Below are 13,071 nucleotides of genomic sequence, written 5' to 3' on the forward strand. Positions count from 1 at the left end.
TGGGAGCCGGGAGGTGTGCGCCGTGTCGAACACGAGGGGGCGCGATGATCGCTTTCAGTGAGGTGCGATAAGCGGCAAATAACGCCAGATGGTCATGGCCCCGGTTCGCGGAGGTACGCAACGATGGCCCGCAGCGCCCCCCTGTCCCCACCCGCGCTCGCCACCGCGCTGGCCCTCGCGGTGGCGACGCTCGCCGGCTGCTCCTCAGGCCGCGAGGACCCGCTCGCCGGGACCGACCTCGCCTCCGCGCCGCGCGACGCCGTGCGCGACGGCGGCACGCTGCACTGGGCCGTCGACACCGCGCCCGCCACCCTCAACGCCTTCCAGGTCCAGGCCGGCGACACCACCGACATGGTGGCCGCGGCGGTGCTCCCCGCGACGTTCCGGCTGGACGGAAGCGGACGGCCCCAGCGGGACACCGACCTGCTGCAGTCCGCGGAGGTCGTGGAGCGCGCGCCGCGGCAGGTCGTGTCGTACAAGCTCAATCCGAAGGCGGTGTGGAGCGACGGCCGGGCCGTGTCCACCGCCGACTTCGCCGCCCAGTGGAAGGCGCTGCGCGACAAGGACGAGGCCTACTGGGCCGCCCGCAACGCCGGCTACGACCGCATCGCCTCGGTGGCCCAGGGCAAGGAGCCGGGCGAGGTCCGCGTCACCTTCGCCCGTCGCTTCGCCGACTGGCAGTCCCTGTTCACCCCGCTCTACCCCAAGTCCGTCACCGGCACGGCCGCCGCGTTCAACGACTCTGCCCGGCGCTCGCTGCCGGTCTCCGGCGGCCCGTTCCAGGTGCGGAAGGTCACCGGCAAGGACGTCACCCTGGTCCGCAACCCCCGCTGGTGGGGCGACCGGGCGAGACTCGACAAGCTGGTGCTCACCGCGGTGCCGGCGCACCTGCGGGCCGCGGGCCTGGCCGACGGCAGCCTGGACCTGGCGAACGTCGACCGCACCCCGAAGATCAAGAACGTGTCCGTCTACCGGACGCGGTCGGCCTCCTACACCCAGCTCGCCCTGAACGGCGCCGACGGCCCGCTGGCCGACGAGCGGGTCCGGCGCGCGGTGGCCCGTGCGATCGACCGCCAGGCGATCGCACGGGCGGTGCTCAAGCCGGTCGGCCTGCCCGACGAACCGCTCGGCAACCACCTGCTGCTCGCTTCCCAGGCCGGGTACGCCGACCACAGCGCGGCCCTCGGCGAGTCCGACCCCAAGGCCGCCCAGGCGCTGCTCGCCGACGCGGGCTGGCGCCGCACCGCCCTGGCCCCCGCCCGTCCCGCCGAGCGCAACCTCGCGGCACCCGCGCACAAGGTGCGGGTCACGGTCGTCGAGCCCTCCACCACTGTGCTGCGCAAGGACGGCAAGGCGCTCACGCTGCGGTTCGTGCTGCCGGAGTCCAACAAGGCCCTGGACACGGTCGGCGGCCGCGTCGCCGCGATGCTCTCCGGGATCGGCGTCCGCACCGAGATCCAGAAGGTCTCCGACGAGAGCTTCCTGCGCGACCACCTCGCCGCCGGCGACTTCGACCTGGCCCTCTACTCCTGGCCCGGCACGGCCTACCCGGCCACCGACACCCGGCCCATCTACGCCAAGCCGGAGGCGGGCCCGGACGGCAGCCTGGTCGTCGCGCAGAACTTCCCCCGGGTCGGCACCGACCAGATCGACCAGCTCCTCGACCAGGCCGCCGGCGAACTCGACCCCTCCCGGGCCCGCGACCTCGCCGCCCGCGCCGACGCCCGCATCTGGGCCGTCGCCGGCTCCCTCCCCCTCTTCCAGCGCCCCGAACTGGTCGCCCTGCGCTCCTCCGTCCGCAACGCGGGCGCCTTCGGCTTCGCGACCCCGCGCTTCCAGGACATCGGCTTCAAGAAATGACCTTCCCGTTCGGGTGACCACTCCGGATCACGCCCTCGTCGAGTCCCCCCGAGTCATAGCGTTCGTGCTATGGCTTGGGGTACCGTGGAACTCGAACCGGAGGTCGCGCAGTGGCTCGCGGCTCTCGACGACAGGCGCTGGGCTCAGGCTCTGATGCACCTGGATCTTCTGGAGGAACGGGGAGTTCTGCTCGGCGAGCCGTATACGCGGCAGCTGGACGGGAACTTCGCGAGCTGCGGTTCTACTGTGGCGAGCGCCAGGTCCGGATCACGTACTGGATCGCGGAGAAGCGCCGGATCATCATGCTGACCGTGTTCGTCAAGACGAGGATGCGCGAGACAGACGAGGTGAACCGAGCCCGGCGGGCTCTGCAACGCTGCGTGGATGAAGGTCACACCGCCGACCACGAGGAGAATCTGTGAGCGCTGAGTCGGGGCGTACGACGCTCGCCGGGGCGCGGCAGGCACGGGCCGTCACGCCGGAAATGGAAGAGGAGTACACGGCTGCGCGCCTGCGCTTCGAACTGGGTACTGCCGTGCGGGAGCGGCGCCTGGAGCTGGGTATCTCGCAGTCCGAACTCGGCCGCCGGTCGAATCTCACACAGTCGGCCGTGGCCCGGTTCGAAGCGGGCGGCACCGTGCCGACTCTGCCGGTGCTCGATCGCCTGGCGCGGGCGCTCGGCCTCGATCTGCGCGTCGAGCTCATCCCGCACACCGCGACCGCCTGAAAGGCACCTGGGGACGGCCCGGGGGCGGGCGATCATGCCCGGGCGGGCGTTACCGTTCGGGCCCCGTACCATGGGGTGAGGCCGTGGCTCGACTCGCCCGGCGGCAGGTGTGCCGACGAGGGTATGCCGCCACACCCACCAACCCGGGAGAAGCGCCGCAGTATGCCCACGCGCAACGACATTCGTAATGTCGCCATCGTCGCCCACGTCGACCACGGCAAGACGACGCTGGTCGACGCCATGCTCAAGCAGGCCGGAGCCTTCGCCGCGCACCAGCATCTGGACGACCGGATGATGGACTCCAACGACCTGGAGCGCGAGAAGGGCATCACGATCCTCGCGAAGAACACGGCCGTGAAGTACCACCCCAAGGGTGGTGGCGACCCCATCACGATCAACATCATCGACACCCCCGGCCACGCCGACTTCGGTGGCGAGGTCGAGCGCGGCCTGTCGATGGTCGACGCGGTCGTGCTGCTGGTGGACGCCTCCGAGGGCCCGCTGCCGCAGACCCGCTTCGTGCTCCGCAAGGCGCTGGCGGCCAAGCTGCCGGTCATCCTCTGCATCAACAAGACCGACCGCCCGGACTCCCGGATCGACGAGGTCGTCAACGAGACGTACGACCTGTTCCTGGACCTGGACGCGGACGAGGACCAGATCGAGTTCCCGATCGTCTACGCGTGCGCGCGCGACGGTGTGGCCTCGCTCACCAAGCCGGAGAACGGCACCGTCCCCGCGGACAGCGACAGCCTGGAGCCGTTCTTCTCCACGCTGCTGGAGCACGTGCCGGCCCCCTCCTACGACGAGGCCGCGCCGCTCCAGGCGCACGTCACCAACCTCGACGCCGACAACTTCCTGGGCCGTATCGCGCTGCTCCGCGTCGAGCAGGGCGAGCTCACGAAGGGCCAGACGGTCGCGTGGATCAAGCGCGACGGCTCGATCCAGAACGTGCGCATCACCGAGCTGCTGATGACCGAGGCGCTCACCCGCAAGCCCGCCGAGAAGGCCGGCCCCGGTGACATCTGCGCCGTCGCCGGCATCCCGGACATCACCATCGGCGAGACCCTGGCCGACCCGGAGAACCCGGTCGCGCTGCCGCTGATCACGGTGGACGAGCCCGCGATCTCCATGACCATCGGCACCAACACCTCCCCGCTGGTCGGTCGCGGCCCCGGCGGCAAGGGTGCCGTCAAGTCCGCGGTCAAGGACCGCAAGGTCACCGCTCGCCAGGTCAAGGACCGTCTTGACCGCGAGCTGATCGGCAACGTCTCCCTCCGGGTGCTGGACACCGAGCGTCCGGACGCGTGGGAGGTGCAGGGCCGAGGTGAGCTCGCGCTCGCCATCCTGGTCGAGCAGATGCGCCGTGAGGGCTTCGAGCTGACCATCGGCAAGCCGCAGGTGGTCACCCGCGAGGTCGAGGGCAAGGTCCACGAGCCGGTCGAGCGCATCACCATCGACGTGCCCGAGGAGCACATGGGCGCCGTGACGCAGCTCATGGGCACCCGCAAGGGCCGGATGGACAACATGTCGAACCACGGCTCCGGCTGGGTCCGCATGGAGTTCGTCGTCCCCTCCCGCGGTCTGATCGGCTTCCGTACCGAGTTCCTGACCGGTACGCGCGGCACGGGCATCGCCCACTCGATCCACGAGGGCCACGAGCCGTGGTTCGGCCAGCTGGTCACCCGTAACAACGGTTCGCTGGTCGCCGACCGCGCCGGTGCCGTCACCGCCTTCGCGATGACGAACCTCCAGGAGCGCGGCGTGCTGTTCACCGACCCGGGCACCGAGGTGTACGAGGGCATGATCGTCGGCGAGAACTCCCGCGCCGACGACATGGACGTGAACATCACCAAGGAGAAGAAGCTCACCAACATGCGCTCCTCCTCCGCCGACTCCTTCGAGGCGATCGTGCCGCCGCGCAAGCTCTCCCTGGAGCAGTCGCTGGAGTTCTGCCGCGACGACGAGTGCGTCGAGGTGACCCCGGAGACGGTCCGCATCCGCAAGGTCGTGCTGGACCAGAAGGAGCGCGGCCGCACCGCCTCCCGCGCCAAGCGCTGACATGCACCAGGGGCACCGGTCCTGCTCCCGTTCCCACGGGCGGCCAGGGCCGGTGCCTTTGCGTGACGGCACCGTGACGGGGCGGTCCGCGCATGTGAGGCGGGCCACGGACCGGGCCCTCACGGGCGGTTGCTGTGACCGATGTCACCGTCGGCAACCGCCGGTCGCGGCGGGCCTCGTGGACCGGGGCGAAGTGTCGCGGTTACGCCAGTGGCGCGGCCGCGACAGCACGTTCCCTGGCGGTCCGTCAGCGCCGTAGATTCGCGTGGATCCACGCGCTTTGAGGCAAGTGTTTTTCAGTTTCAGACGTCCGAATACCGGACAGTGTTCACCGATACTTGTGTTACAAGTCCGTTTCGTCGGTGTCTGTCTACAATCCAAATGTCCGAATTGCGAAACTGTTTTGGACCGGTTGTGACCAAAACGAGATCGTAAGTGTGTGGTTCGTAGGCCCAACGTGACCGATAGTTGGAGCCGTTGAGCTCGGGTCAATGGGTCCAAGCGCTTATGGGGAGCGCCGACTCACGAGCACAGGTAGCCGGTAGTCCACTGTCAGGGGTGTCAGTGGGGTCCGGCGCCTTTCACGTACGGACAGTGACTCCTGAGGAGGCAAACCCATGCGCGGTGCCAAGAGCGCCACTTGGGTCGCAGGCGCGATCATCGTCGCCATGGCCGCAACTGCTTGCGGCGGTGGCAAGGACAATGCCGGTGGTGGCAGCAAGTCTGACGGCATTGTGTCGATGGAGATTGGCGAGCCGCAGAACGGTCTCGTCCCCTCGAACACCTACGAGACCGAGGGTGGCGAGGTTGTTCACGCCCTCTTCGTCGGTCTCACCAAGCTCGACGCCGACAACAAGATCGTCGACGACATGGCCCAGTCCATAGAGACGACGGACTCCAAGGTCTGGACGATCAAGCTCAAGCCGGGCTACACCTTCCACAACGGTGAGAAGGTGACCGCCCAGTCCTACGTCGACGCCTGGAACTACGGCGCCAACCAGGACAACGCGCAGCAGACCAACGCGCTGTTCTCGCACATCCAGGGCTACGCGGACCTGAACCCGGGCGAGGGCAAGAAGCCGGCGACCGACAAGCTGTCCGGTCTCCAGGCGGTCGACGACTCGACCCTGAAGGTCACGCTGACCGCGCCGTTCTCGGCGTTCAAGGCGCAGCTGTCCTTCAACGGCTTCGACCCGCTGCCGAAGGCCTTCTTCAAGGACCCCAAGGGCTTCGGCGAGGCCCCGATCGGCAACGGCCCTTACATGATGAAGGGCAAGGTCAAGCACAACGAGTCGATCAGCGTCGTCAAGTACGACAAGTTCCCCGAGGCCTCGCAGTACGAGGTCAAGGGCATCAACTTCAAGGTCTACTCGGACTCCGACACGTCCTACAAGGACCTGGTCGCGGGCAACCTCGACATCGACGACTCGATCCCGACCTCCGGTCTGGCCACCTACAAGAAGGACCTCGGCGACCGCGCGATCGACGAGTCCGACTCCGGCGTGGGCTACATCGGCTTCCCGCTGAAGTACAACAAGGCCTTCCAGAACGCGGACCTCCGCAAGGCCATCTCGATGTCGATCGACCGCAAGACCATCGCGGACAAGATCTTCCTCGGCGCCCGTATGCCGGCTGACGACTTCATCAGCCCGATCATCCCGGGTTACCGCCAGGGCGCCTGCGGCGACGCGTGCACCCTGAACCCGACCGAGGCCAAGGAGCTCTACAAGAAGAGCGGCGGCCTCCCGGGCAACACGCTGGAGCTCGGCTACAACGCCGACGGTGACCACAAGGCGTGGATCGAGGCTGTCGCCAACGAGATCCAGACCAACCTGGGCATCAAGGTCACGGCGAAGCCGTTCGAGCAGTTCCAGACCATCCTGAACGACCTGGACGCCAAGAAGTACCAGGGCGCCTTCCGTATGGGCTGGAACATGGACTACCCGAACATGGAGAACTACCTCCGTCCGATCTTCTCGAAGGACGCCATCGCCAACGGCTCCAACTACGCGGGCTACACCAACCCGCAGTTCGAGAAGCTGCTCGCCGACGGTGACCAGGCGGCGACCGACGCGGACGCGCAGAAGCAGTACCAGGCTGCCGACGACATCCTCCTCAACGAGATGCCGTACATCCCGGTCTACTTCTACAAGCTGAACGCGGGCTACAGCGACAAGCTCTCGGCCCTGAAGATCGCCGGCGGCAACGTCCTGTGGGACACCGTCAAGCTCGCCTGAGCGAGTACGCCCTTGAAGTAACGGGCTGACATGGGGTGGGTTAGGGGAGGCCTGATGGTTTCCCCTGCCCACCCTGTCTGCCGTCCGCGTCCGCCCCGCCGCCCCCTCCCAGCCCTCCGGCGGCAGGCGGGTCAGCACCCCCTTCTGGAGAACCAATGGGCCGATACGTCGCGCGCCGTATCTTGCAGGCGATACCTGTACTGATAGGCGTCACGTTGATCATCTATGTCCTGGTCTTCGCCCTGCACGGCGACCCGATCCAGGCGCTTGCAGGCGAGAAGCGAGCCGATCCCAACATCGCCGCGATCCTCAGAGACCAGTACCACCTCAACGATCCCTGGTACGTGCAGTACTGGTACTACATCAAGGGGGTGTTCACCGGGGATCTGGGCACCACGTACACCGGGCGCCCGATCTCCGAGATCGTCTCCCAGCGCTTCCCGGTGACGGCGCAGCTGGCGATCACCGCCTTCGTCATCGAGGCCGTCATCGGCATCCTGGCGGGTGTGCTCTCGGCGCTGCGCAAGGGCAAGTTCCTGGACCAGCTGGTCCTGGTCAGCACCCTGCTGCTGATCTCGATCCCGGTCTTCGTGCTCGGCAACGTGCTCCAGCTGGAGCTCGGCGTCAACCTGGGCATCGTCCCGGTTGCCGGTACCGACGACGGCTGGCCCACCAGCTTCATCCTGCCGGGCCTCGTGCTCGCGTCCACGTCGATGGCGTACATCACCCGTCTGACCCGGGCCAGCATGATGGAGTCCATCCGTGCCGACTACGTGCGTACCGCGGTCGCCAAGGGCCTGCCGTACCGTCGGGTGATCGGGCTGCACGCCCTGCGCAACTCCCTGATCCCCGTCGTCACGTTCCTGGGCATGGACCTGGGCGCGCTGATGGGTGGCGCGATCATCACGGAGAGAATCTTCAACCTGCCGGGCATCGGCCAGCAGCTGGCGCAGTCGGTGTACCTGCGCGAGCGTCCGGTGGTGGTCGGGATCGTCACCCTGCTCGTCCTGATCTACCTGGTGGCCAACCTCGTCGTAGACGTTCTCTACGCCGTGCTCGACCCGAGGATCCGCTATGAGTGAGAACACCATCGAGAAGTCCATCCCGGCCAAGGACGGGATGCCCGGCGAGCCGGTGACGGCTGCCGAGGAGAAGCCGGCCCGCGCGGCCAGCCTGCTCAAGGACGGCTGGACCGACCTGCGCCGCAATCCGATGTTCATCGTCTCGGGCGTGATCATCCTGCTTCTGCTGGCGCTCGCGGTCGCGCCTGGCGTCTTCACCTCCCGCAGTCCGTTCGTCGACGGTTTCTGCCAGCTGGAGCACTCGCTGGACCGGCCCTCCTCGGGCCACCTGTTCGGCTACGACCTCCAGGGCTGTGACATCTACACCCGCACGGTCTGGGGCACCCGGAACTCGATCATCGTCGGTGTGGTGACCACCCTGCTGACCTCGCTGGTCGGCTGTGTGCTCGGCATGATCGCCGGTCTGCGCGGCGGCTGGCTCGACAACGTCCTGTCCCGGGTCACCGAGGTCTTCTTCGCCCTGCCGCTGATCGTCGGCGCGCTGCTGATCATGTCGATGTTCAACACCGGCAACGTGTGGACGGTCTCGCTGGTGCTGGCGATCCTGGGCTGGCCCCAGGTGTTCCGCATCATGCGTGGCGAGGTGATCTCCAACAAGCACAACGACTACGTCATGGCGGCGAAGGCGCTGGGCGCGGACAGCAAGCGCATCGCGTTCCGGCACATCCTGCCGAACGCGCTGGCGCCGGTGATCGTCATCACGACGATGAACCTCGGTGTGTACATCGCCGCGGAGGCCGCGCTGTCCTACCTCGGTATCGGCATCCAGTCGCCGAACATCTCCTGGGGTCTGATGATCAGCGACGTGCAGGACCGGTTCCTGACCGCCCCGCACGCCCTGCTCTTCCCGGCCGGTGCGCTCAGCCTCACGGTGCTGGCGTTCATCATGCTCGGCGACGCGGTCCGCGACGCCTTCGACCCCAAACTGCGCTGAGGAGGGCGTACATGACCACCATGGATATGACGGAGGGCGTGCCGGCCCCCCGGCGCGCCGACGGCACGGGTGTTCCCCTGCTGGAGGTCCGAGACCTGCACGTGGAGTTCCACACCCGGGACGGCGTCGCCAAGGCCGTCAACGGTGTGAACTACACCGTCGAGCCGGGCGAGACCCTTGCGGTGCTGGGCGAGTCCGGTTCGGGCAAGTCCGTGACCGCGCAGGCCATCATGGGCATCCTCGACATGCCGCCCGGCAGGATCCCGCAGGGCGAGATCCTCTTCCAGGGCAAGGACATGCTCAAGATGTCCTCGGAGGAGCGCCGCAAGATCCGCGGTCGCAAGATCGCCATGATCTTCCAGGACGCCCTGTCCTCGCTGAACCCGGTGCTGAGCGTCGGCTACCAGCTGGGCGAGATGTTCCGGGTGCACCAGGGCATGTCCCGCAAGGACGCCAAGGCCAAGGCCATCGAGCTGATGGACCGGGTCCGCATCCCCGCGGCGAAGCAGCGGGTGGGCGACTACCCGCACCAGTTCTCCGGCGGTATGCGTCAGCGCATCATGATCGCCATGGCGCTGGCACTGGAGCCCGACCTGATCATCGCGGACGAGCCGACCACCGCCCTGGACGTCACCGTCCAGGCACAGGTCATGGAGCTCCTCGCGGAGCTCCAGCGCGAGTTCAACATGGGCCTGATCCTGATCACCCACGACCTCGGCGTGGTCGCCGACGTCGCGGACAAGATCGCCGTGATGTACGCGGGGCGCATCGTGGAGACCGCCCCCGTCCACGAGATCTACAAGCGTCCGGCCCACCCTTACACCAAGGGCCTGCTGGCGTCGATCCCGCGCCTGGACCAGAAGGGCCAGGAGCTCTACGCGATCAAGGGCCTGCCGCCCAACCTCCTGCGCATCCCGACCGGCTGCGCGTTCAACCCGCGCTGCGAGATGGCGCAGGACATCTGCCGCACCGAGGTGCCCAGGCTCGTCCCGGTCACCGAGCGGGACGGTGGCGAGCTGCCGGGCCGCGGCAGCGCGTGCCACTTCTGGAAGGAGACGATCCATGGCTGAGCTCCCCACGAACGATGAGGCGGCAGCCGAGGTCGTCGAGGCCGCGATCGCCAAGCCGGTCGAGCGCGGCGAACCGATCCTGCAGGTGCGCAACCTGGTCAAGCACTTCCCGCTGACCCAGGGCATCCTGTTCAAGAAGCAGGTCGGCGCCGTCAAGGCCGTCGACGGCGTCTCCTTCGACCTGTACCAGGGCGAGACCCTGGGCATCGTCGGCGAGTCCGGCTGCGGCAAGTCCACGGTCGCCAAGCTGCTGATGAACCTGGAGCGCGCCACCGCCGGCGAGGTCTTCTACAAGGGCCAGGACATCACCCGGCTGTCCGGACGGGCGCTCAAGGCCGTCCGCCGGAACATCCAGATGGTCTTCCAGGACCCGTACACCTCGCTGAACCCGCGCATGACGGTCGGCGACATCATCGGCGAGCCCTTCGACATCCACCCCGAGGTGGCCCCGAAGGGCGACCGGCGCCGCAAGGTGCAGGAGCTGCTGGACGTCGTCGGTCTCAACCCGGAGTACATCAACCGGTACCCGCACCAGTTCTCCGGCGGCCAGCGGCAGCGCATCGGCATCGCCCGCGGCCTGGCGCTCAACCCGGAGATCATCATCTGCGACGAGCCCGTCTCGGCGCTGGACGTGTCCGTGCAGGCGCAGGTCATCAACCTGATGGAGAACCTCCAGGACGAGTTCAACCTGTCCTACATCTTCATCGCGCACGACCTGTCCATCGTCCGGCACATCTCCGACCGCGTCGGCGTGATGTACCTGGGCAGGATGGCCGAGATCGGTACCGACACCGAGATCTACGAGCACCCCACCCACCCGTACACGCAGGCCCTGCTGTCGGCGGTGCCCGTGCCGGACCCGGAGGCCCGCGAGCACCGCGAGCGCATCATCCTCACCGGCGACGTGCCGTCCCCGGCCAACCCGCCGTCGGGCTGCCGCTTCCGCACCCGCTGCTGGAAGGCGCAGGACAAGTGCGCCACCGAGGAGCCGCTGCTGGCGATCCCGGAGCGTTTCAAGAGCTCCGAGACCCCGGCCGCGCACGACTCGGCGTGCCACTTCGCCGAGGAGAAGGACGTCGTCAACGCGACGGTCTGATCCCGGCCCAGCCCCCGAAGGGCGCCCACGCGATCATCGCGTGGGCGCCCTTCCGCGTTCGCGCATGGGCCCGGGAACGCCGAGGGCGCCGGTGCCGGTCCTGGTCCAGGTGTGGCGGAACGGCTCACGGCGGCCCGTGGTTGCCCTGGACGACGCGACCGTCAGGGAGGGCACCTGGGCGCCTCCGGCGCGGAGGTGCGGATCCAGCCCGTGTGACGGACCGCGCGGCGCCGCAGGGTGCCCCCGGGAACGGCTCCGCCCCGCCGCCGCGGGGTGCGGTGGCGGGGCGGAGCCGGCGGGACTTACTTGGTGTAGCCGATGTTCTCGTAGCGCAGGTCCTGGAAGCCGTAGGCGCCGATGTTCGCCAGGTTCTTCTGGACGGCGTAGATGTCGGGGCGCTGGTACAGCGGCAGCAGGTTGGCCTGCTGCCAGATCAGCACGTCCGCGGCGTTGGCGTCGGTGATGGCCTGGGCCGCGTCGGTGTCCGCCGCCGCCTTGTTCATGGCCGCGTCGAGCTCGTCGCTGCCGACACCGGTGTAGTTCTGCTGGATGTTGTCACCGACGGGCTTGGCGTAGATCGACTTGGTCGACGACACCGGGAAGGCGGTGCCCAGCCAGGAGAAGGCCGTCAGGTCGAAGCTGCCGGTGTTGACGTACTTGTCGAAGAAGTCCTGGATCGGGACGGTCTTGATGTTCAGCTTGATGCCGACCGCCTTGAGCATGGGCTGCATCAGCTTGCCCTCGTTGGCGGAGGTGGCGACGTTCGCCGGGATGACGAAGTCCAGCTCCAGGGTCTTGCCGCCCTTGGTGCGGAACTCGCCGTCCTGCTTCCAGCCGGCCTCGTCCAGCAGGCTCTTGGCCTTGGCCTGGTCGAAGACGCCGATGCCGGTCGCGTTGTCCTTGTACCCCTTCTGGTTGGTGACGAAGAAGTGGTTGTTCAGCGGCTTGGGGTCCCAGTCCAGTCCCTGGAGGTCGGACTGGGCGATGGCGTCGCGGTTGAGGGCCGACATGATGGCCTGCCGCACCTTGACGTCCTTGAGGTTGTCGTGCGCGCCGTTGAAGGTGATGTGGCGGTAGTTGGGGCCGGCCGCCTTGCGGATCTCGGCGTTCGTGACCTCCTTGGCCTGCTTGTACGCGGCCGAGTCGGGGCCCACGTTGAAGAAGCCGATCTCGCCGTTGGCGAAGGCGCCGGCCTGGGCGTCGGCGTCCAGGGCCCGGAAGATGATCTTGTCCAGTATGGCCTTGTTGCCCCACCACTTGTCGTCGCGGACGACGGTGAGGGTCTTGGTGGTCTTGTCGATGCCCTGGAACTTGAACGGGCCGGCGGTGACCGGGATCTTGCCGAGGTAACCGGTGTTGAAGCCGTCCGGGGTGCCGATGACCGAGGCCGGGTAGAGCGGGCTGAACAGGCTCTTCCAGTCACCGAAGGGGCTGTCGAAGGTGACCACGACCTCCTGGTCGGTCTTGCCCTTCGCGACGCTGCTGATCAGCTCGTAGCCGGTGCTGGAGGAGATCTTGTACTTGGCGTCCTTGCCGTTCAGCGCCTTCCAGCTGGCCTCGTAGTCCTTCCAGGACATGGCCGTGCCGTCGGACCACTTGGCCTTGGGGTTGATCTCGTAGGTGACGACCTGCTTGCCGGAGCTGTCGTCGACCTTCGCCGAGGTCAGGTAGTCCGGGTTCGGCGTCACGGTGCCCGTCGCGTCCGACAGCATCGTGATCGGGATCAGGGAGCGCTCGACGTCGAAGCCGTCCGCGAGCGTGCCGTCGATCTCGTTGTAGTTGAAGTTCTCGGCGATCTCCGCGACCGGCCAGTTGAGGGTGCCGCCCTCCTTCAGCTGGTCGCGGTCGGTGGCCTTGATGTTGTTGGCGCTGGACTTGGGCACCGAGTTCTTCTTGGCCGCGGCGTCGTCACCGCCGCTGTCGCCGCCGCACGCGGTGAGCACCAGCGCGCCGGCGGTGGCCAGCGCGACCATGACCGCGGAAGTACGGGTTCTGTTCAACGGACTC

The 13,071-nt window shown here is 67.7% G+C and carries 10 protein-coding genes; 9 read left to right on the top strand and 1 reads right to left on the bottom strand.

The genetic code is table 11. From position 1 onward, the window contains the following. Positions 1 to 123 precede the first annotated feature (123 nt). The 9 genes from ACIP9H_RS09590 (at position 124) to ACIP9H_RS09630 (ending at position 11,064) form a co-directional block, all read left to right on the top strand. On the top strand, positions 124 to 1,860 hold the full coding sequence (locus tag ACIP9H_RS09590) for an ABC transporter family substrate-binding protein (RefSeq protein WP_401958520.1): 1,737 nt from the start codon (positions 124 to 126) through the stop codon (positions 1,858 to 1,860). A 110-nt stretch (positions 1,861 to 1,970) separates the two neighbouring features. Then, positions 1,971 to 2,282, top strand: coding sequence for a type II toxin-antitoxin system RelE/ParE family toxin (locus ACIP9H_RS09595; RefSeq protein ID WP_401958523.1), 312 nt, complete (start codon positions 1,971 to 1,973; stop codon positions 2,280 to 2,282). After that, positions 2,279 to 2,587, top strand: coding sequence for a helix-turn-helix domain-containing protein (locus ACIP9H_RS09600; RefSeq protein ID WP_401580711.1), 309 nt, complete (start codon positions 2,279 to 2,281; stop codon positions 2,585 to 2,587). The genes ACIP9H_RS09595 and ACIP9H_RS09600 overlap by 4 nt, the downstream gene beginning before the upstream one ends. Positions 2,588 to 2,749: 162 nt before the next feature. Beyond that, positions 2,750 to 4,645 (top strand): translational GTPase TypA, encoded by a 1,896-nt coding sequence (typA, locus tag ACIP9H_RS09605; protein WP_360914996.1) that lies wholly within the window; start codon positions 2,750 to 2,752, stop codon positions 4,643 to 4,645. A gap of 617 nt (positions 4,646 to 5,262) precedes the next feature. After that, a complete protein-coding gene (locus ACIP9H_RS09610) occupies positions 5,263 to 6,882 on the top strand; it encodes an ABC transporter substrate-binding protein (protein WP_401580709.1) in 1,620 nt (539 codons plus the stop codon). Between the two features lie 155 nt (positions 6,883 to 7,037). After that, the gene (locus ACIP9H_RS09615; RefSeq protein WP_401580707.1) at positions 7,038 to 7,964 is read left to right on the top strand and encodes an ABC transporter permease; all 927 of its coding nucleotides are present in this window, start codon (positions 7,038 to 7,040) and stop codon (positions 7,962 to 7,964) included. Continuing rightward, positions 7,957 to 8,898 carry an ABC transporter permease gene (locus ACIP9H_RS09620; RefSeq protein WP_401580706.1) on the top strand — a complete coding sequence of 314 codons (942 nt, stop codon included), beginning with the start codon at positions 7,957 to 7,959 and terminating at the stop codon, positions 8,896 to 8,898. The genes ACIP9H_RS09615 and ACIP9H_RS09620 overlap by 8 nt, the downstream gene beginning before the upstream one ends. 11 nt (positions 8,899 to 8,909) lie before the next feature. After that, positions 8,910 to 9,968 carry an ABC transporter ATP-binding protein gene (locus ACIP9H_RS09625; RefSeq protein WP_401580705.1) on the top strand — a complete coding sequence of 353 codons (1,059 nt, stop codon included), beginning with the start codon at positions 8,910 to 8,912 and terminating at the stop codon, positions 9,966 to 9,968. After that, positions 9,961 to 11,064 (top strand): ABC transporter ATP-binding protein, encoded by a 1,104-nt coding sequence (locus ACIP9H_RS09630; RefSeq protein ID WP_401958528.1) that lies wholly within the window; start codon positions 9,961 to 9,963, stop codon positions 11,062 to 11,064. The genes ACIP9H_RS09625 and ACIP9H_RS09630 overlap by 8 nt, the downstream gene beginning before the upstream one ends. A gap of 302 nt (positions 11,065 to 11,366) precedes the next feature. Here ACIP9H_RS09630 and ACIP9H_RS09635 read toward each other — a convergent pair whose 3' ends face one another. Continuing rightward, positions 11,367 to 13,064: an ABC transporter family substrate-binding protein gene (locus tag ACIP9H_RS09635; RefSeq protein ID WP_401580702.1), complete on the bottom strand. Its 1,698-nt coding sequence runs from the start codon at positions 13,062 to 13,064 to the stop codon at positions 11,367 to 11,369. Between the last annotated feature and the right edge of the window lie 7 nt (positions 13,065 to 13,071).

Origin of the sequence: Streptomyces sp. NPDC088732 (assembly GCF_044751205.1) — a bacterium.
Taxonomy (GTDB): Bacteria; Actinomycetota; Actinomycetes; order Streptomycetales; family Streptomycetaceae; genus Actinacidiphila.